Annotated in this window: 15 protein-coding genes, 1 tRNA gene and 1 pseudogene; 9 read left to right on the plus strand and 8 right to left on the minus strand. The window is 65.0% G+C overall.

Annotation, left to right across the window (positions count from 1 at the left end):
* Positions 1-176, plus strand: a pseudogene (locus ACG02S_RS23935) (IS5/IS1182 family transposase); the annotation flags it as partial.
* Between the two features lie 11 nt (positions 177-187).
* On the opposite strand, the gene ACG02S_RS23940 reads toward ACG02S_RS23935, so the two are convergent.
* Both ACG02S_RS23940 and alaS read right to left on the minus strand, forming a co-directional pair.
* Positions 188-697 carry a transposase gene (locus ACG02S_RS23940; RefSeq protein WP_394473070.1) on the minus strand — a complete coding sequence of 170 codons (510 nt, stop codon included), beginning with the start codon at positions 695-697 and terminating at the stop codon, positions 188-190.
* Between the two features lie 287 nt (positions 698-984).
* Positions 985-3,609 (minus strand): alanine--tRNA ligase, encoded by a 2,625-nt coding sequence (gene alaS, locus ACG02S_RS23945; protein WP_394473017.1) that lies wholly within the window; start codon positions 3,607-3,609, stop codon positions 985-987.
* Positions 3,610-3,713: 104 nt separating this feature from the next.
* Here alaS and ACG02S_RS23950 point away from each other — a divergent pair, with 104 nt between their 5' ends.
* Complete coding sequence (locus ACG02S_RS23950) at positions 3,714-5,198, plus strand: NAD-dependent succinate-semialdehyde dehydrogenase (protein ID WP_394473018.1); 1,485 nt, start codon at positions 3,714-3,716, stop codon at positions 5,196-5,198.
* A 90-nt stretch (positions 5,199-5,288) separates the two neighbouring features.
* On the opposite strand, the gene ACG02S_RS23955 is transcribed toward ACG02S_RS23950, so the two are convergent.
* Positions 5,289-8,621, minus strand: a complete 3,333-nt coding sequence (locus tag ACG02S_RS23955) for a TonB-dependent receptor (protein WP_394473019.1) — start codon at positions 8,619-8,621, stop codon at positions 5,289-5,291.
* A gap of 432 nt (positions 8,622-9,053) precedes the next feature.
* Between ACG02S_RS23955 and ACG02S_RS23960 the strand changes: the two genes are divergently transcribed.
* The 3 genes from ACG02S_RS23960 (at position 9,054) to ACG02S_RS23970 (ending at position 14,405) form a co-directional block, all read left to right on the plus strand.
* Positions 9,054-10,733 carry a bifunctional metallophosphatase/5'-nucleotidase gene (locus tag ACG02S_RS23960; RefSeq protein ID WP_394473020.1) on the plus strand — a complete coding sequence of 560 codons (1,680 nt, stop codon included), beginning with the start codon at positions 9,054-9,056 and terminating at the stop codon, positions 10,731-10,733.
* A gap of 193 nt (positions 10,734-10,926) precedes the next feature.
* On the plus strand, positions 10,927-13,470 hold the full coding sequence (locus ACG02S_RS23965) for a response regulator (protein ID WP_394473021.1): 2,544 nt from the start codon (positions 10,927-10,929) through the stop codon (positions 13,468-13,470).
* Positions 13,467-14,405: a diguanylate cyclase gene (locus ACG02S_RS23970; RefSeq protein ID WP_394473022.1), complete on the plus strand. Its 939-nt coding sequence runs from the start codon at positions 13,467-13,469 to the stop codon at positions 14,403-14,405. The genes ACG02S_RS23965 and ACG02S_RS23970 overlap by 4 nt, the downstream gene beginning before the upstream one ends.
* A 59-nt stretch (positions 14,406-14,464) precedes the next feature.
* Here ACG02S_RS23970 and ACG02S_RS23975 read toward each other — a convergent pair.
* The 4 genes from ACG02S_RS23975 to ACG02S_RS23990 form a co-directional block, all read right to left on the minus strand.
* A tRNA-Gly gene (locus ACG02S_RS23975) sits at positions 14,465-14,539 on the minus strand.
* 508 nt (positions 14,540-15,047) lie between these two features.
* Positions 15,048-15,617, minus strand: a complete 570-nt coding sequence (locus ACG02S_RS23980; protein ID WP_394473023.1) for a hypothetical protein — start codon at positions 15,615-15,617, stop codon at positions 15,048-15,050.
* 80 nt (positions 15,618-15,697) lie between these two features.
* Complete coding sequence (locus ACG02S_RS23985) at positions 15,698-16,603, minus strand: hypothetical protein (protein WP_394473024.1); 906 nt, start codon at positions 16,601-16,603, stop codon at positions 15,698-15,700.
* A 288-nt stretch (positions 16,604-16,891) separates the two neighbouring features.
* Entirely contained in the window at positions 16,892-18,292 is a 1,401-nt protein-coding gene (locus ACG02S_RS23990) for a Fic family protein (RefSeq protein WP_394473025.1), read from the minus strand.
* Between the two features lie 389 nt (positions 18,293-18,681).
* Here ACG02S_RS23990 and ACG02S_RS23995 point away from each other — a divergent pair, with 389 nt between their 5' ends.
* On the plus strand, positions 18,682-19,449 hold the full coding sequence (locus ACG02S_RS23995; RefSeq protein ID WP_394473026.1) for a DNA/RNA non-specific endonuclease: 768 nt from the start codon (positions 18,682-18,684) through the stop codon (positions 19,447-19,449).
* A gap of 155 nt (positions 19,450-19,604) precedes the next feature.
* Here ACG02S_RS23995 and ACG02S_RS24000 read toward each other — a convergent pair whose 3' ends face one another.
* A complete protein-coding gene (locus tag ACG02S_RS24000) occupies positions 19,605-20,171 on the minus strand; it encodes an F-box protein (RefSeq protein WP_394473027.1) in 567 nt (188 codons plus the stop codon).
* A gap of 647 nt (positions 20,172-20,818) precedes the next feature.
* Between ACG02S_RS24000 and ACG02S_RS24005 the strand changes: the two genes are divergently transcribed.
* The 3 genes from ACG02S_RS24005 to ACG02S_RS24015 all read left to right on the plus strand — a co-directional run bounded on the left by ACG02S_RS24005 (position 20,819) and on the right by ACG02S_RS24015 (position 25,412).
* Positions 20,819-21,907: an alpha/beta hydrolase gene (locus ACG02S_RS24005; RefSeq protein WP_394473028.1), complete on the plus strand. Its 1,089-nt coding sequence runs from the start codon at positions 20,819-20,821 to the stop codon at positions 21,905-21,907.
* 305 nt (positions 21,908-22,212) lie between these two features.
* A complete protein-coding gene (locus ACG02S_RS24010) occupies positions 22,213-23,079 on the plus strand; it encodes an HpcH/HpaI aldolase/citrate lyase family protein (protein ID WP_394473029.1) in 867 nt (288 codons plus the stop codon).
* On the plus strand, positions 23,076-25,412 hold the full coding sequence (locus ACG02S_RS24015) for a sodium:solute symporter (protein WP_394473030.1): 2,337 nt from the start codon (positions 23,076-23,078) through the stop codon (positions 25,410-25,412). The genes ACG02S_RS24010 and ACG02S_RS24015 overlap by 4 nt, the downstream gene beginning before the upstream one ends.
* Position 25,413: the final 1 nt, after the last annotated feature.

Here is a 25,413-nt window from a genome sequence, read left to right on the forward strand (position 1 = left end):
TCCCCGGCAACCCGTTCGATGGCCACACACTCAGCGCCCAGCTCGAGCAGACGAGCACCTTGATGCAGGATCTCGGCGTCAAGCCCAAGGTAGCCGTCGTCGACCTGGGCTACCGCGGTGTCGATGCGGACATCACCCCGGTGGAGCTCATCCACCGAGGCAAGTACAAGTCCTTGAATGCGCAGTCCTATCCCTTGCCGCTACGCGGAAACGGCCTGCTAGGCGCACTGGCCGGTCCTGATCGGCTGCGCTTCGCGCTTCTCCGGCCAGATCGCCACTCCGGGCTCGTGCGCGCTGTATATGGTGCGCGGCCTTCGAAGACAGCGCCGCCAGAATTGCGTAGTCCATTCCCTTGGAGTCTCCGGTGCATCAGACCCGCAACTCCGTCCTTTTGACAGTCTCGCTCCCACTCGGCAATTCGGGAGAAGTTGCGAATGTTGAACAGCGCTCCAGCCTGCCGATGAGAGAGATTCTCGGCTTCAATTCGCTGAAGCACCTCGATCTTGAATTTTAGGTCGTAGGACTGTCTTCGCTTTCGCAGAACTCCAGCCAATCCCATCGCCTCGAAGCCGGCGACCCATGCGCGGAGTGAAGCCACGTTTACACCGTGGAGTTCCGCTGTCTTTCGAAGGCCCAGCTCGCCGGAGCGGTAGGTCTCGACAGCATCCAATTTTTGCTGCTCTGAGTATTTGTTCAGGTTGGTTTCTCGATTGAGTCCAACTTTTCGGGGTCAGTTCAGTCGTTGATGGATACGAGCATCCTAGGCACGGCTCAGCAGATCAACATGAGGCCGCTCGCCGCTTACGCAGCACTGCCGGCAGGAGCGCTTCAAAGACGTGCTGGCCCTCGTCAAGGCGGCGGAGGGCCCCTGAACACTACCGATCGAGCGAGGGATCCGCCCGCCGCTGAACGACGGGCTCTGGTGCAACACCTTCGACGACCTGACGGCAGTGGCGTGCGCCGGGCGGCGTACGCAGTACAGGGTCAGACGCGCTCGGCGACCCAGGCTGCGACGCTCTGCAGCGCGGCCGGCACACCCGCCGGCTGCGTGCCGCCAGCCATCGCCATGTCGGGCTTGCCGCCGCCCTTGCCACCCACCTGCTGGGCGACGAAGTTGACCAGTTCGCCGGCCTTGACCTTGCCAATGCTGTCGGCGGTCACGCCGGCCGCGATCTGCACCTTGTCGCCGTCCACGGCGGCCAGCACGATGGCAGCGGTCTTGAGCTTGTCCTTCAGCTTGTCCATGGTCTCGCGCAGCGTCTTGGCGTCGGCGCCTTCGAGCTTGGCAGCCAACACCTTCAGGCCCTTGACGTCGACAGCCTGAGACAACAGCTCGTCGCCCTGGGCAGACGCCAGCTTGCTCTTGGCGGCCGTCAGTTCCTTCTCCAGCTGGCGCACCTGCTCCAGCACCGCATGAAGGCGCGCGCCCAGCTCGTGCGGCGTGGTCTTCAGCGTCATCGCCGCGCCCTGCACCGTGGTCTCCAGCGACTGCAGGTACGTCAGCGCGTTGTCGCCTGTGACGGCCTCAACGCGGCGGATGCCGGCCGCAACGCCCGACTCGGCCACGATCTTGAAAAGGCCGATGTCGCCGGTCGCCTTCACGTGCGTGCCACCGCACAGCTCCTTGGACGAGCCGATGCTCAGCACGCGCACGGTCTCGCCGTACTTCTCGCCGAACAGCATCATGGCGCCCGACTTCTGCGCGTCGTCCAACGCCATCACCTTGGCTTCGGCGCCGGCGTTGCCCAGGATCTCGGCATTGACGAGCGCCTCGACCTCACGAATCTCCTCGGCCGTCATCGGCGCGTTGTGCGCGAAGTCAAAGCGGGTGCGCTCGGCATTCACGAGCGAGCCCTTTTGCTGCACGTGCGCGCCCAGCACTTCGCGCAGCGCCTTGTGCATCAGGTGGGTGGCGCTGTGGTTGCGCACGGTCTTGGCGCGGCGCTCGGCGTCCACGCGGGCGGTGAACACGTCGCCGACCTTGACCGCGCCTTCCACGACCTGGCCGTGGTGCCCGAACACGTCGGCCTGGATCTTCAGCGTGTCGGCGACGACCACGCGGGTCGTGCCGTTGCGCAGTTCACCGGCATCACCGACCTGGCCGCCGCTCTCGGCGTAGAAGGGCGTGTGGTCCAGCACGATGACGGCGTCGTCGCCGGCGTTCGCTGCGTCAACCTGCGCGCCATCGACGTAGATCGCCGTGACGGTGGCAGTCTCGACGAGCAGGCCGTCGTAACCGTGGAACGCGGTCGGCGCGCCGCTGTAGGCCAGGCCTTGTGCCATCTTGAACTTGCCGGCGGCGCGGGCGCGGTTCTTCTGCTCTTCCAGCAGTTCGTCGAAGCGCGCCTCGTCCACCGTCACACCGCGCTCGCGGCAGACGTCGGCGGTCAGGTCGACCGGGAAGCCGTAGGTGTCGTGCAGCTTGAAGGCGGTGTCGCCGTCGACGTTGCCGCCCTTGGCCAGCGCGGCTTCGAGGATTTCCATACCGGTGGCGATGGTCTGGAAGAAGCGCTCCTCTTCCTGCTTCAGCACATCGGTCACGCGCTTCTCGGCCTGGCGCAGCTCGGGGTAGGCATCGCCCATCTCGGCGGTCAGCGCGGCCACCAGCTTGTGGAAGAACGGCGTGCGCGCGCCCAGCTTGTAGCCGTGGCGGATGGCGCGGCGGGCGATGCGGCGCAGCACGTAGCCGCGGCCGGCGTTGCCGGGGATGACGCCGTCGACGACCGTGAACGAGCACGCGCGGATGTGGTCGGCGATGACCTTCAGCGACGGGCTCTCGGCATCGCAGTTGCCGCCGCCGGCCGCGTCCACCGCGGACTTGGCCGCCGCCAGCAGCGCGACGAACAGGTCAATCTCGTAGTTGCTGTGCACGTGCTGAAGCACCGCGGCCAGCCGCTCCAGGCCCATGCCGGTGTCCACCGACGGCTTGGGCAACTTGTGCATGACGCCGTCTTCAGTCCGGTTGAACTGCATGAAGACGTTGTTCCAGATCTCGATGTAGCGGTCGCCGTCCTGCTCGGCAGAGCCCGGCGGGCCGCCGGCCACGTCGGGGCCGTGGTCGTAGAAAATCTCGGTGCAAGGGCCGCAAGGGCCCGTGTCGCCCATCATCCAGAAGTTGTCGGACATGTAGCGCGCGCCCTTGTTGTCGCCGATGCGCACGATGCGCTCGGCGGGCACGCCAACCGTCTTGTTCCAGATCTCGTAGGCCTCGTCGTCTTCGGAATAGACGGTGACCCACAGCTTCTCGGCGGGCAGGCCGAAGTTGACCGTCAGCAGCTCCCAGGCGTAGCTGATCGCATCCTTCTTGAAGTAGTCGCCGAAGCTGAAGTTGCCCAGCATCTCGAAGAAGGTGTGGTGGCGCGCGGTGTAGCCGACGTTGTCCAGGTCGTTGTGCTTGCCGCCGGCGCGGATGCACTTCTGGCTGGTGGTGGCCCGCGTGTAGGCGCGCTTGTCGAAGCCCAGGAACACGTCCTTGAACTGGTTCATGCCCGCGTTGGTGAACAGCAGCGTCGGGTCGTCGCCCGGCACGACGGGGCTGGACGCGACGATCTGGTGTCCTTTCGACTCGAAGAACTTCAGGAACGTCTGGCGGATCTCGGCGGCTTTCATTCCGGGGCTTCCTGGAAAAGGTCGGTGACAAAGAGGGGCGATTGTAGAGAGAGGCCTTTGTCTGCCCCGGGTAGAGTGATCGCCAACACGACTGGAGAACCCCGATGGATGCGAATTCCCCGCTCGGCGCGCTCGACGACGCCAGCCTGCTGCGCAGCCAGGCGCTGATCAACGGCGAATGGGTCAATGGCGCCACCAGCTTCGCTGTGACCGACCCGGCCACCGGCCGCGAGCTGGGCCAGGTGCCCAACCTGGGTCGCACCGAGGCCGGCACGGCCATCGCCGCCGCCGCCAACGCGCTGAACGCGTGGCGAGGCAAGCCCGCCAAGGAGCGCGCGGCCGTGCTGGTGCGCTGGCAGCAGCTGCTGGTCAAGCATGCTGACGACCTCGCCCGGCTGATGACTGCCGAGCAGGGCAAGCCGCTGGCCGAGGCGCGCGGCGAGGTGGTCTACGGCGCCAGCTTCCTGGACTGGTTTGCGGAAGAAGCCAAGCGCGTCTACGGCGAGACCATCCCGACCACCGACCCGACCAAGCGTTACCTGGTCATCAAGCAGGCCATCGGCGTGTGCGCGGCCATCACGCCGTGGAACTTCCCGCTGGCGATGATCACGCGCAAGGTCGCGCCGGCACTCGCCGCGGGTTGCACCGTCATCATCAAGCCGGCTGAGGCCACGCCGCTGACGGCGCTGGCCGTGGCCGAGTTGGCGCAGCGCGCCGGTATGCCGTCCGGCGTGCTGAACGTGCTGACAGCAGACTCGCAGCAGTCCATCGAGATCGGCCAGGTGCTGTGCGAGAGTGACGTGGTGCGCCATCTGTCGTTCACCGGCTCCACCGAGGTGGGCCGCATCCTGATGCGCCAGTGCGCGCCGACGATCAAAAAGCTCAGCCTGGAGCTGGGCGGCAACGCACCCTTCATCGTGTTCGACGACGCCGACCTGGATTCGGCCGTGGACGGCGCCATCGCCAGCAAGTACCGCAACGCGGGCCAGACCTGCGTCTGCGCCAACCGCATCTACGTGCAGGCCGGCGTGTACGACGCCTTCCTGGAGAAGTTCGCGGCCAAGGTCGCTGTCTTGAAGACCGGCAACGGCTTCGAGGCTGGCATCCACGTCGGCCCGCTGATCGACGCGGCGGCGCTGGAGAAGGTCGAGACGCACGTGGCCGACGCCATCGCGCTGGGCGCCAAGGTGCTGACCGGCGGCAAGCGGGTCGAGGGCGCGGCGGGCCACTTCTTCGAGCCCACGCTGCTGGCGGACGCAACGTCGGAGATGTTGTGCTCGCGCGAGGAGACCTTTGGCCCGGTCGCGCCGGTATTCAGGTTCCAGACCGAGGACGACGCCATCCGCCTGGCCAACTCGACCGAGTTCGGCCTGGCCAGCTACTTCTACAGCCGCGACATCGGCCGCATCTTCCGCGTCGGCGAAGCGCTGGAGTACGGCATGGTGGGCGTCAACACCGGGCTGATCTCGACCGCCGAGGTGCCGTTCGGTGGCGTCAAGCAGTCGGGCCTGGGCCGCGAGGGCGGGCGCCAGGGCATGGACGACTACATAGAGGTCAAGTACCTCTGCCTGGGCGACATCCAGAAGTAGCCTGGCACGCAGGCAAAAAAGGGGGCCCTTGTGGGGCCCCCTCTGCATTGTCCGGGCCGATGAGGCGGCCCGGACATTTCTTGCTCGATGTCAGAACTCGTACTTGGCGGTGAGCTGCATGGCCCACGACGATTCACCACGGGTCTGCTTGTTGATGAAGTCCTGCGGGTCGTTGACCGAATAGATCATCTTGCCGGTGGTCGGGTCGACACCGGCGTAACGCACGAAGGTGCGGCTGTTGCCGGCACCGAACGGCGCTTCGTCGATACGGCCCCAACGCTTATTGACCAGGTTGCCGAAGTTCAGGATGTCCAGCGTCAACACGCCCTTGTGGTTGTTGAAGAAGCCGGGCACTTCCTGGCTGACGCGAACGTCGAAGCTGTTCGTGAACTTGGAATAGGCCGAGTTGCGCCCCACCACACCGCCCTTGGCGTTGCGCAGCGCCGGCTGGCTGTCCACGAAGGCCCAGAACTTGGCCTCCGCCTCGCCGGCGGTGCTTTGCTGGAATGCGCTCAGCGCGGCAGCACTGGTGATGGTGGAGCCGGTGTTGGGCAGGCGGAACAGCACCTCACCCGAGCCCGGGCCCTTCGGGATGTACAGCAGGTCGTTGCCGGACACGCCGTCACCGTTCATGTCGTTGGCAAACACCCAGCTGTACGGGCGACCATCACGGCCTTCATAGACCACGCCGAAGCTGGTCTTGTACTTGCCGAAGAACGCCTTGGACCAGTTGGCTTGCGCGTTGAAGCGGTTGCGGATCAGCGACGCCGAATTGGCGGCCACTTCCTCGTTGGGGTTGAAGATCGAACGGTTCAGCCAGTTCGAGTTCGACGTGGAGGACGTCAGTGGGCTGACTTCAGTGGCAGAGGTGCGGGTGTACGCCACGCCCCAGCCGAAGCCGCCGCGTGTGGGCGAGTTCAGCGACAGCGTCAACGCATTGCCGCTGCCCTTCTTCGTGCTCTCAACGACCGTGACCGTGTTGTAGCTGCGGTTCTGGTTGGCGCGGCTGCTCAGGCAGCCGGTCGGATTACTGTCGTTGCCACCAGCGAAACACAGCGGGTCGCGGCCACGGGCGTTGTAGAACATCTCACGCCCGTCCACCGGAGACGTACCGGTCGGTGCGCCCAGGTTCAGGTGCTTGTAGTACAGACCCTGGTCGACCTTGGTGTGCAGGAACTCGGCGCTCGCGACCAGGCCGTACCACGGCAGCTCGCCGTCCCAGGCAAGGTTCATCTTCCAGACCGACGGCTGGCTGACGCCCGGGGCGATGAAGTCGACGTTGGCTGCCGGCGGCTGCCCGCTCAGCGAAGGCTGGGCGTTGGGATTCGGGTTGAACAACACACTGGCCTGCGTGCAAGTGGGCGAGCTGGTGCCACTGCAGGTGAAGTTGGCGGTCGTCACGCCCGTGTTCTGGTAGGGATTCGTCAGCCAGACGGAGGCTGCAGAGCCCATGAACAGACCGAAGCCGCCACGGATCTGCGACTTGCGCTTGTCCACCGGGTCCAGCGCGTAGTTGAAACCAAAGCGCGGCTGCACCAGCTTGTCGCCGTCCAGCGTGGCGGTGTTGTCGTAGCCGAACACCGAGGAAGCCGCGGTGTTGGCCTTGGGACGGTCGCTGGTGCTGAGCATGTCGACACGGATGCCGCCGGTCAGCGTCAGGCGGCGGTTGACGGTCCACGTGTCCTGCAAGAACACGCCGACGTTGTTCAGCGTCCAGTTGGCCGCGCCATCGGTCAGCGTGTTGCCGGCCAGCGGCAGCTGCACCGTGTAGCTGGTCACCCGATTCTCGCGCCACAGCGCGACAGGGTCGGTCCCGCTGAAGGTGTAGGTGCCCTTGGTGTTCTGCAGGAAGGCGTTGAAGATCTCGTTCTTCTGCAGGTCCGCACCGGCCTTGATCTCGTGGTTGTCCAGCAGCAGGTTGCCTGCGAAGTAGGCATCCAGCGTCTTGGTCTCCAGGCTGTTGAAGTGGCGGCTGGACTCCGTGCCGAATCGCAGCGTGCGATTGCCGGTCGCCGTTCCAGCGGGCGCCTGCGTTGTCCAGATCAGGCTGATCTGCGGCAGGTCGCTGTTGTTCTTGGGCGAGCTGGTGTAGTCACGCTGAGATATCTTCAGCTCGGTGGAGAAGCTGTCTGTCCAATCCGAGAACAGCTGACCCACGACCGTTTCGAGCACCTTGTCCTGGTTGTACCAGTGCGAGGACATGGTCAGCGTATTGTTCGCAAAGCCGGGGAAGATCGGGTTGCTTTCCTCGGACTTGGTGTAGCGCAGGTTCGCCTTGTGGCTCTCGGAGATGTTCCAGTCCAGCTTCAGCAGCGTGTCCTTGGCCACGAGTTGCACGCCCGTGGGGATGGCCAAGCTGCCGATGTCGATCTTGTAGGTGTCGTTGGCCACCGCCTGCGCTGCCGCGATCTGCTCGTTGGTGATGCCCACATTGGCCTGCGGGCTGCCAACAGGCCCGAAACTCGGGGCGTTGCGGCTGCTTTTCAGTTCTTCGTAGCTGGCAAAGAAAAACAGCTTGTCCTTGATGATGGGGCCGCCCAGCGTGAAGCCCTTCAAGTCTTCCTTGAAGCTCGGCGACGTGAAATAGGTGCCCGCCTGACGGTTATAGCGGTCACCTGCCAAGCTGGTGTCGCGGTAGACGTAGTAGACGCTGCCCTTGAACTGGTTCGTGCCCGACTTGGTCACGGCATTGATGTTGGCGCCGGTGTAACCCTGTTGGGTCACGTCGTAGTTGGAGATGTTGACCTGCACCGCCTGGATAGCGTCGATCGAGATCGGCTGCTTCAGCATCGGCAGGCCGTTGGATTCCAGGCCAAACGTGTCGTTGATGCGCACGCCGTCGATGGTGACGGAGTTGAAGCGGGCGTTCTGGCCGGCAGCGGAGATGTCGCCACGTTCCTTGTCGGTCTGAGACAGGCGGGGATCGGTCCGGGCATAGTCGGCCAGGCTGCGGCTGATGGACGCGAAGTTGTCCATGTCAGCGCGGCTCAGGTTCGTGCCCGCACCCATGGTGGAACTGGCGAACTTGGCGTTGGCGGTGGAGGAACCGGACACGACCACCGTGGCCAGTTGGTTGGCGCCCAGTGTGACGTCGAGGTTGGTGGTTTCAGCCAACGTCAGGTAGACATCTTCGCGAACGTCCTTGTCAGCGCCCTTGGTCGCCGTGATGGTGTAGGGGCCGCCAACACGCAGACCACGCGCGGTGTAGCGGCCATCGGCATCGGTGACGAGGGTGTTGGACGAACCCGATTCGCGGTGAACGATGGTCACCGTGGCGCCGGACACCGGTGCGCCACCGGGAGCCGTCACGCGGCCGCCGATGGCGGCCGTGGTGTTCTGTGCCATCGCCGGCGCGGCGGCCACGATGGCGACGGCGGCGCACAGCGCCGACAACGGGAACGCGGACCCAAACCTGTTGCTCATCCCAATCACTCCTGTTTTGCGCGCGAAACGACGCGCGGCTGATGTCGAAATTCGTCACGGAAACGTCACACGGCGCCCGCCGCTGCGTTTCGGTCGTCGCGTCGCCAGCGCCCCTCGAAAAGGGCTGGGCCGCTACGGTGACGGAATTGTCATGACTTTCTGTGACAGAACTTTACGGGTAAGTCAGAAGTGGCCTCTTTGAGACACATCGCCACCCGCGTCAGGCACTGCCCCAGTGCGTCACAGGCCTGTCACGAACAACGATTAGCCGGTCGTCCGGCGCAGCGGATGCCCCCAGAAACGGCGTCAAATGCACCAACAAAGTGCATTTGGACTTCTTTGTAAAAATATGCCGATATGTCGCAGTTTCGCGACAAACTTCTACAACACGCCCACTCCTAATATCGGCGCCCCATCCACGCCGCGACGCCAATGGTCACCCCCCACTTCCTGCGCTTCTTCACAGCCGCCGCCATGGCGGCTGCCCTGCTGGCTGGTTGCTCCACGCCGCAACCGCCTCGCAGCACCGAGCTGACGCTGCTGTCCATCAACGACTTCCACGGCAACATCCAGCCGGCCCAGCCGACGCCGCTGATGCCCCGGTTGCCCGACCCGGCCACCGGCCAGATCAAGCCGCAAGCCGCCGGCGGCGTGGCGCACCTGGCCACGGCCATGGCGCAGCTCAGGGCCAAGAATCCCGACGCCGTCATCGTCGCCGGCGGCGACCTGATTGGCGCCTCGCCGCAAATCTCCAACCTGTTGCGCGACGAGCCCACACTGGCCGCGATGGGCCAGCTGGGCATCGCTGCCAGTGCCTTGGGCAACCACGAGCTGGATGCCGGCCTGCCCGAACTGCTGCGCCAGACGCGTGGCGAATGCGCGCCCGGCGGCTGTCTGTGGCCCGGCTACAAGGGGCCCGGCTTCCCGTTCCTGGGCGCCAACGTGCTGGACGCCGCGACGGGCAAGCCGCTGCTGCCCACCCACAGCATCCAGCAGGCCGGCACGCTGAAGGTCGCCATCGCCGGCGTTGCCACCAAGGACACCCCGCAAGTCATCATGGCCAAGGCGGTCAAGGGCATCCGATTCGCCGATGAGGTCGACACCTTGAATGCGCTGGTACCGCAGCTGAAGGCCGAGGGCGCGCAGGTGCTGGTGGCGGTGATGCACGAGGGCGGCGTGCAGGGCAAAAATGGCAGCGCCAATGACCCGAGCTACGCCTGCCCCACGCTGACCGGCCGCGTGCTGGACATCGCCAAGCGCCTGGACCCGGCCTACGCCATCATCATTGGCGGCCACACGCATCAGGCCTATACCTGCAAGATCAACGGGCGGTTGGTCGTTCAGGCCGGCAGCTACGGCGGCTGGATCACCGAGAGCCGCCTGAAGCTGGACGCCAGCGGCCGCGTGCTCGAGGCCCAGGCAGTCAATCACCCGGTGCTGCAGTCGGTCTACGCGCCCAATCCCGCACTGGCTGCGCTGGTGGCGCAGGCCGCCGCCCTGACCGAGGCCGCCCGCATGAAGCCGGTCGCCACGTTGCCACGCGGCGCCGTGCGCATCCCCAAGGAGCCGAACGGCGACTCCCCGCTGGGCAACCTGATCGCCGATGGCCAGCTTGCCTTCGCCCGCAAGCAAGGCCCCGCCGACATCGCCTTCATGAACCCGGGCGGCATCCGCGCCGACCTGGTCGTGACGCCCGGTAAGCCCACCACCATGAGCGATGTGCTGGCCGTCCTGCCCTTTGGCAACGAGATCGTCGCGCTGACGCTGACCGGCCAGCAGCTGTGGGACATCCTGCATCGCGCGCTGCCCAAGGGCGACGCTCAGCCGCGCCTGCTGCAGCCCTCGTCGACGCTGCGCTACCGCTGGCGCAGCGTGAACGGCACGCCACAGCTGGGCGAGATCCTCGTCGATGGCAAGCCGCTGGAGCGCACGCGCGACTACCGCATCGTGGTGAACAGCTTCGTGGCGGAGGGTGGCGACGACCAGACCGGCTTCAAGCACGGCCGCGACCGCGCCGTGCTGGGTGCCGACATCGACACGCTCGTGGAGCTGCTGAAGTCGAACCCGCAGGCCGTCGAACAGGTCGCCCCGGGCCGCATCGTCCGCGAATGACCAGGGCAAACCCGTCCCTGCTTGCAGCGACCCATCTTGGCCGGATGAGGCGGTCGCCCTAGACTCGGCGCGTCCGGCACCGCAGGCCGGACGCCAGCGGTGCGGGGGCGCGATGTGGTCCAGAGATGATCAGGAGAGCGCGGCGACGGGGCACCGTCACACGCCAGCTGCCAGCCCGCTGATCCGGGAGGTGTTGGCCCACCTGCCCTGTGGTCTGGCGGTGTTCGATGCCGAGCGCCGCCTGCTCGTCCATAACGCCGAATTCGAACGCCTGCTGAATGTGCCGGCCTCGCTGTTCGAAGAGCCGCCACTGCGCTTTGACGACCTGATCGCATTCTTCGCGGCCCGCGGCGACTACGGCCAGGGCGACGCCGCCCGCGCCGCCGTCGACGCTGCACTGGCGCTGGGGAGCGACCGGCGTGCCAGCCGGCTTGAAACTTACCGCACTGGCGACCGTCTCATCGAGGCCCGCACCGCGCCGCTGCCCGATGGAGGCTGGGTGCTGACCTGCCTGGACCTCACGCCGCAGGCGCAGGCGCGCCTGGCTGCCGAGCGCGCCTCGCAGGCCAAGACCCGCTTCCTGGCCAACATGAGCCACGAGATCCGCACGCCGATGAACGCGGTGCTGGGCATGCTGCGCCTGCTGCAGAAGACAACGCTGGACCCGCAGCAGCGCGACTACGCCGTCAAGAGCGAGGGCGCCGCCCGCGGCCTGCTGGGCCTGCTCAACGACATCCTGGATTTCTCGAAGATCGATGCCGGCCATCTCCAACTGGACCCGCATCCGATGCGGCCGGAGGAGTTGCTGCGCAACTTGGCCGTCATCCTGGTCGCGAACATCGACAGGCGTGATATCGAACTGCTGTTCGACGTCGACCCCGCACTGCCGCGCGTGGTGATCGCCGATGCACTGCGGCTGCAGCAGGTGCTGGTCAATCTGGCCGGCAACGCGGTCAAGTTCACCGCGGCCGGCGACGTGGTGCTGGGCATCCGGCGGGTGGCCCAGACGGCCACGCAAGTCACGCTCGACTTCTCGGTGCGCGACACCGGCATCGGCATCGCGCCCGACCAGCTGGAGCGCATCTTCACCGGCTTCACCCAGGCCGAGGCCTCCACCACGCGGCGCTTCGGCGGCACCGGCCTCGGGCTGGCCATCAGCCGCCGGCTGGTGCGGCTGATGGGGGGCGACATCCACGTCGACAGCACACCCGGTCACGGCAGCTGTTTCAGCTTCACGCTGAGCTTCGCGCTGCCCGCCGCGACGGTGCCAATGCTGCCGAGCCAGGGGCTGCAGGCGCTGATCGTCGATGACCATGCCGAGGCACGCCGTGTCATCGGCGCGCTCGGCGAGACGCTGGGCTGGCAGGTGCGGCTGGCCGCCAGCGGCGTCGAAGCCCTGCAACTGGCCCAGCAGGCCACGCCGGACCTCGTGCTGCTGGACTGGCGCATGCCCGGCCTGGACGGCTGGCAGACCGCCGTGCGCCTGCGCCAGTGCCTGGGGCCGGCGCCGCTGATCCTGATGGTGACCAGCCATGACCGCGAGCGCCTGTCGCAGCGCAGCGCCGCCGAGCAGGCGCTGCTGGACGGCTATATCGTCAAGCCGGTCACGGCGACGGTGCTGAGCCACGCCGTCACCGCCGCGCGGCAGCAGCGCAGCGGCGATGACCTGCGCGCCGAGCCCGCGCCACGGCGCCTCGCGGGCCTGCGCCTGCTGGTGGTGGAGGATGACCCCTGCAGCCAACAGGTCACCCGCGAGCTGCTGGAACTGGAGGGCGCACGCGTCACGCTGGCAGGCGACGGCCAGCAGGCGCTGACGCAGCTGGCGCAGACACGCGGACGCCCCGGTTTCGACGCCGTGCTGATGGACGTGCAGATGCCCCTCATGGACGGCATCACCGCCACGCGGCTGATCCGCCGCCAGCTGGGCCTGGCGCTGCCCGTCGTCGCGATGACCGCCGGCGCGCTGGCCACCGAGCGCGACGCCTGCCTGGAGGCTGGCATGGACGAGCACATCGTCAAGCCCTTCGACCCGGACAGCGTCGTCGCCATGCTGCGGCGTCGCTGCGGCGCCGCGTTGCCAACCGCCCCTGTCAGTCGCTGCGGACACGCACCTGACCTGCCCCCGGCGCTGCTGGACGATGCCGGTCGCGCGGGCATCGCGCTGGCCGAGGCGCTGGCCCGCATGTCCGGCCGCGTGGAGTTGTTCGAGCGCACGCTGGCCGCGTTGCACGAACAAGACCGCCAGCTGACCGTGGCGCTGCAGCAAGGCGGCCCCGCGGCCGCGCGTGGCCTGCACGGCTTCCGCGGCCTGGCCGCGATGCTGGGCGCCGAGGAACTCGCCGCCTTGGCTGCCGAGGGCGAGCACAGCGAGGTGCCTGACGCCGACTGGCGCCAGCGCTTCGTGCAACGCCGCGATGCCGACCTCGACGCCCTGGACCGCCTGGCCGGCCGTCTGCTGCACCGCCCATCACCGCCCGCCATGCCACCCGCCACATCGTCCGCCACGGCGCCAGTCGTCGCCGACACGCTGGCCACAGGGCTGGAAACCCTCGCGACGCTGCTGGCCGGATCCGACCTGGAGGCACTGGATGTGCACGCCGCATTGCACCCCCAGCTGCAGCGCGCACTGGACGCCTCCACCGCCGCCGCGCTGGAGGCGGCCATCGGCTCGCTCGACTTCGGCACCGCGATAGCGCTTTGCGAGCGGGCGCGTGCCACGCTGGAGACCCACGCATGATGCAGATCTCGCAGCCCGGGCATGCGCCGCTGATGCCCGGACTCGCCGCCCCCGGCCGCCGGCCGCGGCTGCTGCTGGTCGATGACCAGCCCGTCAACATCCAGGCGCTGCACCGCGTCTTCGCGGCGGACTGCCAGGTGCTGATGGCCACCGACGGGCCGCGCGCGCTGCAGCTGTGCCGCGAGCGCCAGCCAGATGTCGTGCTGCTGGACGTGCAGATGCCCGGCATGGACGGCCACGAGTTGTGTGCCGAGCTGAAGGCCGACCCGCTGCTGCGCAGCATTCCCATCATCTTCGTCACGGCGCACAACCACCCCGACGACGAAACCCGCGCACTGGACGCCGGCGCGGCCGACTTCATCACCAAGCCCTTCAACGCCACCGTGGTGCGGGCGCGCGTGCGCACCCAGCTGACGCTGAAGGCCCAGGCCGACCTGCTGCGCGAACTCGCCTTCGTCGACGGCCTGACCGGCGTGCACAACCGCCGCCACTTCGACGAACGCTTCTCGGCGGAGGCGAGCCGCGCCCAGCGCACGCGCGCGCACCTGTCGGTCATCCTTGCCGACGTGGACCACTTCAAACGCTACAACGACGCGCTGGGCCATCTCGCCGGTGACGACTGCCTGCGCCGCATCGCCGCCGCGCTGCGCGCCTGCCTGCGCCGTCCCACGGATCTGTTGGCCCGCTACGGCGGCGAGGAGTTTGTCTGCCTGCTGCCCGACACCGACTTGGCCGGCGCCATCGGCGTGGCGCAGCTGATGGAAGACCGCGTGCGGGCGCTGGCATTGCCGCACCCGGCGACTGAGGGCGCGGTCACCATCAGCCTGGGTGTCGCTGCGGGCCACCAGGGAAAGGATCTCGTGGAGATGGCCGACAAGGCCCTGTACCTGGCCAAAGCCGCCGGACGCGGCCGCGTGAGCTGGCTGGAAGGCTGAAGCCGCGCGCTGCCCCGCTCCGCAAGGGAAATGGCCACTTCGGGCTTTGTCTTGTCACCTGGAGCGGGCGAAGGGAGTCGAACCCTCGTTACCAGTTTGGGAAACTGGAGTAATGACCGTTATACGACGCCCGCACAGGCTCGCATCTTAGCCTCGGGCGAGGACAGGTCTGCAGCCCCCGTGCACGACGGACGATGGGGTTGTGACCTGTTCGTGAGGAGCCATCGCGTCCGATCAGCGCATCGCAGGCCACGATTTCCAGGCCTGCGGCGGCCTCCCGCCGAGCAGACGGGCGCGTGACCTACCGCCCTGTCCGTCACTCAGGCACCCCACTCAAGGTGTCCGCGATCGCCTGGAACACCGTCCGCGATCAGCCTGGAAGGCGTGTCCGCGATCAGTCGAATACGCACAGCGGATCCTCGAATCGACTGGTACGGGTTCTGGGGGCAGGTCAGTGCGGAAGCACTGAAGGCGTCCAACGATGTAGCAGCGTCGGAAAGAACGACCGGGCGCACGTGGTCCATGTGAGGCGAGCATGCCGTCCACGACGCTCGCCACACATCGGCGTACAAAGCAGTCCAGAAGCTGGACGAGCCCCAACATTGGGGCATCGGCCCGCGTCCGGTGATTCGCAGCAGACTGTCAGCTCAACGACCGTCGACCCGTGTTCGTTGAGGACGGCAAGAGCGGGTGCACGATCTCCGTGGCCGTATCGCCGGCCTTCCCAGACGAGTTTCCAACCGCTTGCTGACGCTGCACCTTGACCCACACGTAGCCGCAGTTGTTCCAGTAGGCGCACGGAACGTCGTTGGCAAAGAAAACCAGTTCAGCGTCGACAGGTGCGGTGATGAGCATGTCCGTCCCGACGGGCCGCGCGCTCGTCTCTGCACAGTCCTCGTCGCCTTTGCATCGCCGCTCCGCCACGCCCAGGACAAACCAGGGCTGGGTCGGCAATCGTCGTTTGCCGTCGACCAAGTTGATCAGCCAGTTGCCGTCATCACCCTGCAGCGGGTCTGCCGGCACGAACCAGTCCGTCCACGATTGGTTCGCTGGGACCTCGATGCGGTAGCTGACCCCGGCCTCCATCTTGAGCGGCAGTGACGTAGAAACGGTGCCTGCATTCACGAGGAATCGGCAGGCTTCGCCAGGTCCCAGAACCCACCCGCTGTCACAACGGGAAAGTGACCTGATCGCTTCGTCCTGCAATGCCACATCCACCTTCTTCGGGACGCAGCAACCCGACAGCAGCGCTGCGGCGAAGGCACCCAGGCAGGCTTGCCACCGACGGCTAGTCACGTTGGCCTTCCAGCGGACAGTACCTGTGCGACTCGGTCCGCTAGGCGCGCTGCGATCTTGCGGTAGCCGCCAGCATTGGGATGGATCTCATTGAGCCAATCGTTGCTGTTGCCGACCTCCGTCGGATTCGCACGAACCAGGCTGTTGCGGGTGTTGACCACATGCATATTGGTCAGCGCGCTGCCGTCCCCCGAGCTGCTGTCCAGCTTAAGCAGCGTATCGGCCAGCGCATCGAAGAGGAAATCCGTGATGCGCTGCTGCAACTCGATGGGCAACTTCATGCCGGAGAACGCCTTGTAGATCCACGGGTCGGTCAGCTTGGCAGCGCCCAGGAACAGCGCAGGCGCATTGCGGGGCGTCGGGTAGTCATAGGTGTGCATGAAGATCGGACGCCCGGCACTGAGGCTCGTCCTGGAATTCCAGAGCTGATGAACCAAACCGATCTGTGTCACGATCGTGTCGAGCAGGTTCTTCAGGGCGTTCAGGTCGACATAGCTCGATGGAGCCGTCGCAGGGCTGCCCTTCTTTCTCGGAATGATCAATCTGCCTGCGTGGTCGATCAGGTCGTTGCCGCCCGCACTCAGCAACAGGCCGTGAAACGGATAGTCGAAGTTCCTCTTGGCGACGTACTTCTTGAAATCGGGGTTGGTCACGATGCTCGACATGTTCTTGATCGTGTCGCCCGGATGGGCAACATTGAACACCTGCGTCCATCGCGGAAGCCGCAGATCTGACAGCACGTTCGTGGACGGGATTCCGCCGATGGAGAACCACGAATCACCTTCGGCAATCAGGTGCCACTCGTACTCCGCATTCGTCGGACTGGCCGGAGGGTTTCCCCTGTCCACCTGGATCGGGTAGAGCAAGTCGGCGAGCAAGGAGAGTTCAGAGGCGTTGGGCATGACGAGCTGCCAATGGTGGTTGGACCAGGGTTGACGGATTGAAGCCGCGGCCGACTGTCATGGACGAGGCTCAACACCGCATCCTCAAAGCTGAGGTCAGTCGCTCTGACTCCTCCAGCACTTCTGAGACCTTCCAACAGGGCCAAGCGCCTACCCCGCGCCCCGGATTCGGGCCTTGTGTAGCGGCAAAGCCTGATTGGTCGCGGCCAGATCGGCCATGCTGCCGCAGGTAGGCCACTCGTTGTTTGGTTTGTTGGCGGACTTGGTGTTCCTGTCGAATCCAGGGTCTCAGCCGTCCCCTTTTTCGTCCATGTCCGCAAGTGCCTCCAGGGCAGCATCGATGGCAGCACGAACAAGCGCCGGATCGTGTCCCTTGGCAATCAGTTGCTTGGTGCGGTTGTTGGACAGGTCGCCCTTTTCAGCGATCGTCCTGGCTACGAGCACCAAGTCGTTGTTGTTCATGTCGACGGCGTCATTGATGGCCTGATAAACCACGTCGAATCGGCGCAGGAAATCCATCTCTTGACGAAGATCCCGCTGCAGCGCTTCATCAGCCATGCGAAGACCAAACTCTACGCAGGCTGTCGCGTCCCAATAGCGATAGATCTCTGGCTGCCCACGGAAGTCCTCATAGATCTGGTCGTCTGAGATGAAAGTGACGTCCCAGAACGCGCGCGAGGGTTTCGAGAACGACTGCAACGCCGCGAGGTAGTCCCGCTCGTTGCGTTTCATGGCCATGGAAACCGGCAGCACCAGGCCATTCGCCAACCGTGGATCTGCGCAAGCCACCTTGTGGAACAGAAAACGTGAGAGTCGGCCGTTTCCATCCATGAAGGGATGGGCAAAGACGAAAGCAAAGCTTGCGAGACTCCCTCTTACGAGCGCATCAATCTTGCTCTCTCGGTCGTTGCAGAGCGCCATCACGGCGTCCATTACCGACTGCACCAGTTCCGGAGGTGGGGGCAGATATGTGACGCCGAGGGCCCCTCGCATTTCATTGCGCAGGCGGTTCTGTTCTCCCCGAAACCCGTCGGCCTGATCCAGCGGGTTGCTGACGGCCAGATTCTGCAACGCCACCAAGTAGCTCTCGCTGATCGATTCAGCATCATGCGCCCTCGACAGCAAGTTCGCGAAGGCCTCAGCCTTCGAGGCGGATGGCTTCTCGCGCTCGATGGCATAGCTGTTGTCCGTCTCACTCAAGTACGCCCCGCGGACAGCCCGATCCAATATTCCCTTGTCGATACTTGAGACGAACTCCTCGACCTGACCAAGGACGTCGGCTTCGAGCATTGCAACCAAGGCCGGCGTGCGGCGAACGGAGATGCAGTACGAAGGCGACCCGATGCCATTGAAGTCGACTCGCCAGCGTGAGTCGCGCTGCGTCCGATCTGTAACGAAGCTGGCCTCGTCGAAGAGCTTTTCGTAGGCACCGACAGCTGGTGGCAAGTCTTCCAGCCGCTGACCGTTGGCGATCTCCCAGAGGTAGCAGGCTATTCGGGCGTAACCGCTGCTGGGCGATCTCTGGAAGGCCTGAGCCACCGACTGTGCGGGAATCTTTTTCAAAGCCAGGATGGCAGCCTGCAGATTCATGCCCTCGTGCTTCAATGCAAACAAGAGGTGCGTCAGAGGATCGTCGCCGTCAGGAGCAACGGCTGGAGGCACGAGGAGGACATCCGCGCGCTCGGTCACGCGTGTGACTGGCCCCGTCTGGGCGGGACGCCCTGTTGGGAATGCTCCGCTGTCGAGAGCGGTCGCGAGAAAATCGTATCCAACTCTCCGAACCATAAGTATTCCTCTTCGACGGACTAAGAAAATTGTACGGAATTCGGATTCTGAAGAGTTTTTTATACGCCAGCTCAGTAAGCGAGCCCTAGGCGCCATCCGTGACAAGGACGATGCCCCTGGAAATAGGCGCAGTTGTACGAGGGCGCGACGTTCCTGGCCCGAATCAATAAGTGCATCCGCGGGCGCGGTGTCAAGGGCTCCGCCGCTCGACCTTCCACGAGCCGCTGAGCGTCGTACTGGGAAACTACGCGACTGTTCGATGTGCGCCCGTTGAGACTTCCCATCCTTTTGCCGTGTTCACCCTCTCCAACTGCCTCCGCCTTCTTGCGTCCCTGACCATCGCGTTGCCAGCTCTGGCCGGTGCTGACCCCTCTGAAGTCGCCGGACTGCCCACCTCATTTGCCCAGTGCCCGGGCTTCTTCCTCGGGCAGAAGCCGCCAGCAGTTGCCAGCCGACCCAAGCTGCGCGAGCTTTGCTTCGAGTCCTTTGCCGTGCTGCACAGCGGTGAGACCAGGACGCCGGTCTATGCGGCACAGCGACTGAACCGGCAATCCCTGAGCGGTCGCAAGCGTCAGAGGTCGGATCGCTTCTTTACGGACGCTCGCCTGCCGCTCGCAGAACGCGCAACGCTCGAGGACTACAAGCGTTCAGGCTATTCCCGCGGGCACCTGGCGCCTTCCGGTGACATGGCCACGGAAGCGGCCATGGCCCAGTCCTTCTCCTTGGCCAACATGGTCCCGCAATCCATCCGGCATAACTCCGGCGCCTGGTCAAAGATCGAGCAGGACACACGCAAGTACGTCCAGCGCGCAAAGGGCGACGTGTTTGTGGTCACCGGCGCCGTCTTCAGTGCGAAGGGCGAGCGGATCGGCGCCAGCCGCGTGGGCGTGCCAACCCACCTGTTCAAGCTCGTTCACGATGCACACACCGGGCAGACCTGGGCGCATTGGCAAGCAAACCAGGATGATGAGCGTCCAGGCAAGCCGATCAGCTACGAGGAGCTTGTGCGCCGGACTTCCATCGAATGGCTGCCGATGATCAACCGCCCGTCCAAAGCCTGAAACCAAACGATTGGCGAGAAACGCAAGCAGCGCAGTTCGACGCGCCCTGATGGCGGCCACCAGCGAAAGCAGACGCGACAGCAACAGAGCAGGATGCGAAAAAGGCAAGCTCAGCAGACGCAACGCGGCAGCCTGCCCACCGGCGTCGATTCAAGTCAACCGGTCAGCGTCTTTCCATTGCCTTTTACAAGCTTGACCAGCGTCTCCCGAATCTGCATGGCATCCGCACTACAGGTTCCGCACGTTGAAATCAGGGATTTCATCTCGCCATCAAGAGCATCCACTTGCTTGATCAACTCTTTGCGGGGACCAGCATCCAATGCTGCCGCGGACTTTCTCAGCTTTGCTGCCTGAGTCTGCATCTGACCAAGCCATGCAGTGAAGAGCTGCATCTCCTTTGTTGTCGTCAGAACGGCCTTGTCGATCTTTGTCGCTGCATTCGTGAGATCCGCAGGCTCGAAGTTCGGCGCGCGCTTGGCCAGCGCCTGCATGTTCAGCCTGCCTGTGGCAACGCGCTTCCCACCGCGGTCAATCTTGTCGCTGAGCTCGCGCACACGCTTGGTGAGCACGTCGATGTCTTTCCCTCCCTTGGCCCAGACAGTGCTGGCAAAGGCCTGCAGCTTCTTCGACGATTGGGACGCACTCCACAAATCCGTAAGGTCCATCTTGTCCAGGATCACGAGCAGGACGTCCTTGGGCATTGTCATCAGCTGAGTAACCATGGCTATCTCCTCAGTGCAAAGGGTGAGCGGCCGCAATGCGCAAGCCGCCATCCTGAGTGGCGACCCAACCGCATGGGTTCCAAAGTTCTACAAAGAACTAACCAATCAACAACACTGACAAGTTCTATTGCCCAGGCTGCCGCTCAGCTTCGGCTCTTGGCCGAAACCAGACTGGGCGGGACCATCACCCTCCCAACGTGGGATGGACCAGGCCACCAACTCGAGGGCGCGCACAAGCGCGACTTACCCGCCCATACCACCAAGAACGTAGAAAGCTGCATTCTTCCGACATGCACCACCGCCTTGGCGTACTGCCGGGGATTTCGGTCTCTAGATTCAGTCAAGGACTTCGCCTCGGTCAGGCAGGGTGGCATCAGCGACTGGATGGCGAACAACTCAGCGATCAGGCACGGCATGGTTCTGCGATCACGGCGACTCTCCGACCGGTCACATTGGCAAGAATCGCTGTCATCCGCCCCATCATGGACGCCCGCCTGTCCTGGAATTCCTGACCCAAAATCCCGAGCTGGTCAGTCGCAGGCGCGAACCGGAACAAAACTAAAACTGTCATCAGAACGTACGCTGCACTACTTCATCGTCCTCGTCACGCCCCGCAAACTCGTCGCTCACAAGAACAGGAGACGAGCATGACCACCCCCATCGATGAACTCGGCTGCCCCATCCCGGCCCCCAGACCCGAGATCGCAGCCGTCCCGAGGACCGCCCCGTTCCCTTCGGCCCTGTTGAACCGCCGCGGCCTCGTGCTTGCGGGCCTTGGCAGCTTTGGTGTCGCCGCTTGCGGCGGCGGCGAAGACACGCTGGGCGTGGTTGCACCCGTTCCTTCCCCGCCACCCACCACGGCTCCACCGCCACCGACAGCGATCTCGCCCAGTTCCATCACCGAGATCAACTACCGCTCGTCAGCGCTCAACGACGAGAGCTGGGTGAAGATCTATCTGCCGCCCAACTACGCGACGTCGGGCCTGCGCTATCCGGTCCTCTACATGCTTCACGGTCGGGGCGACACGCTGTCCGCGTGGGGCCGCAACCAGGCCATGTTCGACGAACTCATCGCCGCTGGCCACATCCCCCCGTTCATCGGTGTGATGCCGGACGCGCCGTCCAGCAACCGAGGCGGCTACTACGTGGACTCCGCCTACACCAATAGCCGCCTGCCCGGCGCAAAGGTGGAGACGGCGTTCATGACCGAACTGGTGCCCTATGTGGACGCACACTACCGCACGCTGCCGCAGCGCGATGCGCGTGCGCTTGCCGGCTACTCCATGGGTGCGTACGGCGCGCTGCGCTTCGCACTCGCCTACCCGGAGCAGTTCAGCGCCACCATCGTCATGAGCCCCGCCGTGTACACGCCGCTGCCTCCTGCAGGCTCGAGCACGCGGGAGTTCGGTGCCTTTGGCAGTGGCGACGCGCTGTTCGTGGATGAGATCTACCGTAGCAAGACCTATCCAGCACTGCTCCCCGGCTTTGCCGCCAAGAACCTTCAACTGCGCATGTTTATCGCGGCCGGCGACGACGAGTACAAGGAACCGAACGCCGCAGAAGCGATGAACGACATTGACATGGAGGCCCACCTGCTGTTCAACCGCGTATCGCGTGTGGCGCCTATCAAGGCCGAGTTGCGCATCCTCGATGGAGAGCATGACTGGCCCGTCTGGCAACCGGTGCTGCGCGAGGCGCTGCCGTACATCTTCAAGACGATGTCCAAGCCGGCCTGAGCGCAGGCTACAGCCTGTGGTGCCGACCCAGCGCGAACAGCGCTTCCACGGCGCGCCACGTGCGTCTGCAAGACCCGGTCGGATCCGTCTGACGCGGGTCAGGCCGGCCCCTGCGTGTGCAGTCGGCCGGTCGGTTTGACATGCGCCCAGGTCGGCCGTATGGCTGGCGGACTTCACTGAGAAGCCCGAATTGACTTCGAAAGACGCCAGCGCCGAGTCGGGGCCAAGCCTTCATAAAGATAGAAATACTATCTTCTGAAAGTACAGCAAGAAAGTTTTTCTGAAAAGATACTGAAGCGCATCTGATGAGTTTCGCCATGCGCAGCAAGCTGTTTGTCCCTGCTATACGCCCCGAGCTGTTCGCCAAGGCCCTGGCAAGCGCTGCCGATGCAATCTCGATCGACCTCGAGGACGCCGTGCCGGAAAGCCGCAAGGAGGAGGCCCGCAACGAGGTCGGCCGCTTTCTCAGCAGCCCCGCGCTCAGGGGCTGTACCAAGCAAATCATCGTCAGGGTCAATGCCGCGGGGACGCCTCATTTCCTGGCCGATCTTCATGCCCTCACGGGTTCGGTGGTGCACATGCTGAACCTTCCAAAACCTCAGAGCGCGGGCGACGTGCGGGCCGCCATTCAAGCGATGGACGCCGCGCACCTCGCGGCAGATACCACCGTGCTGGCGAACATCGAGACGCCCGTCGCGCTGCGGCGGGCCGCGGAGATCGCCGGCGCACATCCACGGGTGGTCGGGCTGCAACTGGGGCTGGGCGACCTGTTCGAGCCGGCAGGGATCGACCGGCGCACGGCTGCCAATGTCCATGCAGCCATGTTCCAGCTGAGCCTGGCGGCCGCTGAGACCGGCATCTTCTGCTGCGACGGCGCCTACCCCAATGTCAAGGACGTGACCGGCTTCCGGGCCGAGGCCGCGATGGCGCACGCGCTGGGTTTTGTCGGCAAGAGCTGCATCCATCCGAGCCAGATCGCAATGGCCAATGAGATCTTTCAGCCCGACCCGGCTCAGATCGAGCAGGCACGGCGCATCGTTTCAGCAGCAGATGCGGCTGCAGCCTCGGGACGCGCCGCGTTCCTTGTCGACGGCCAGATGATCGACCCCCCATTTCTGCAGCGTGCCAGGCGGCTCCTGCTCTCAGTTCAAGGAAAGCAGAGTAGCCCATGAGTTTTCTCGCACGTCTCCTGACCGTGCTCGCCATGCTGTCGGTCGCCATCTCGGCGCGGGCTGCCGCAGAACAGGTCGTGACCGTCCGAACTCAGGCCTTGCCGGCCCTGCAGGCTGACGAAACTATCGAAGCCCTCCTGAGTGCGGATGGCAGGCTGCTCGCAATCGGCCGGAGCAAGGTCTGGATGTTGTCAGCAGATGGCTCGGTGTGGGGCTCTGCGCAGCGTCGGCCCGACGACGTGGCGCTACTTGGCGCCAGCCTGCCTCAAGACGGTGTCACGCTCGCGCGCGCCAAGGTGGCGGCAGACAGCTTGACCTTTCAGGCCCTTCCGCCGCTGCCCGAGCAGCTGCACAAGGCGCAGACTGCCAATCTCGCCGAGGCGATCTTCGTGGCCGGACTGAACGCAGAAGGCGAGCCGCGCTTCTACAAGCTGAACCCGGACGCACCTGCCCCCGTCTGGACGCCGCTGGAGGCCTGGCCGCAGGCCGGCGAGCCCCAGGCGCTTGTAGGACAGACCCGGGCGCTCTTCCTCTCGTTGCCAGATCGACAACTCCGCTGGTCGGCTGACCTTGGGTGGAGCAGCCAGCCATCGCCCATCGCGCCGGTGGTCGCGGGATCTGGGCGCCCCATCGGGCAGGCCCACGTGCTTTATCTGGCGGGTGAACCCGGGCAGGCCAAGCAGCTGATCAGCTTCCACACCATCACGGGCTCCTGGGCCGCGCTGCGAAGCGACCTGGCTGGCGACGCCCGACAGCCTGCCACCTGGAAGACAGGGATCGCCTGGCTGCAGGGGCCAGACGAGCGCGGCGAGCAACGGTTGGCTAGCGCGGAGGTCGAGGCCGGCAAGCTGATGCTGCGCTGGCTGGACTGGCTGGTGATCGTGGTCTACCTGGTCGCGATGCTCGGCATGGGGCTGTATTTCTACTTGCGGGAGAAGCGCAATTCCACGTCTGACTTCTTCGTCGGCGGCAGATCGATTCCCTTCTGGGCTGCAGGCGTCAGCCTGTACGCGGCCAACACCAGCTCCATCAGCTACATCGCCATTCCGGCCAAGGCGTTTGAAACCAACTGGCAGTACCTGACCAACAACCTGATTGCCGTGGTGGGCTTGATGTTCGTCGCTGTCTGGATCGTGCCGTTGCTGCGCCGGCTCGACCTGATGAGCGTTTTCTCCTACCTCGAAACTCGATTCCACCCGGCGATCCGCATGCTCTCCAGCGCGCTGTGCATCTTGGTGCAACTGGGCAGCCGCATGAGCGTGATCCTGTTCCTGCCGTCGCTGGCGATCGCAACCATCACCGGCATTGACATGGTGTGGAGCATCCTGATGATGGGCGGCTTCACCATCGCGTACACGGCGCTGGGCGGCATGAAGGCCGTGGTCTGGACCGACGTCGTGCAACTGATCGTGAAGATGGGGGGTGCGCTGTTCGCCATCGGCTTCGTCGTCTGGCACCTTGACGGCGGGTTGGCCGAGATTGCGCGCGAGGCGGCCGCCGCGCAGAAGACCAAGATGTTCGACTTCAGCTTCGACTTGACCAAGGCCACGGTCTGGGGCTTCATCTTCCTGGTGGTCTTCGACGTCGTGCTGACCTTCCCCAAGGACCAGGTGCTGATGCAGCGCACGCTGTCCACCAAGGACGACCGCGACGCCGGCCGGTCCATCTGGGCGTTCGCGGCCATCATGATTCCCGGGGGGTTCGTGTTCTACAGCATCGGCACGGCTCTGTACGTCTATTACAAGGCCAACCCTGAGCGCATGAACCCGCTGCTGAGCATCGACGCGACCTTCCCGATGTTCATCGCCGCCGAGCTTCCCATGGGGGTCACGGGCCTCATCATCGCCGGCATCTTCGCGGCTGCGATGGCGACCCTGTCCAGCATCATCAACAGCGTCGCGACGCTGGCCTCGGTGGACTTCTATGAGAAGCTGGTCAAGAACCCGGATCCCAAGAAGAGCGTGCTGTTCGCTGAACTGATGACAGTCGCGGCAGGCCTGATCGGTGTCGGCTTTGCGCTGCTGCTGTCGCGCTACGACATCCACTCGCTCTTTGACGTGTCCATCGAGCTCGCCGGCCTGCTCGGCGGCGGCTTCGCCGGCGCTTACACGCTGGGCATGTTCACCCGCCGTGCCAATTCGCCCGGGGTGGCCATCGGAGTGGCCTCGGCCATACTGCTGACCACCGTGGCCTGGTGGATGAAGCTGGTGCATCCCTACTTCTACCTGGCCATCTCCATCCTGCTGTGCATCGTCATCGGCTACCTGGCCAGCCTGCTGTTCCCTCCGCCCCGCCAGTCCTTGAAGGGCCTCACCATCTACAAAGACGACTGAC

It is taken from the genome of Pelomonas dachongensis (genome assembly GCF_043555865.1).
Lineage (GTDB): Bacteria > Pseudomonadota > Gammaproteobacteria > Burkholderiales > Burkholderiaceae_C > Pelomonas > Pelomonas dachongensis.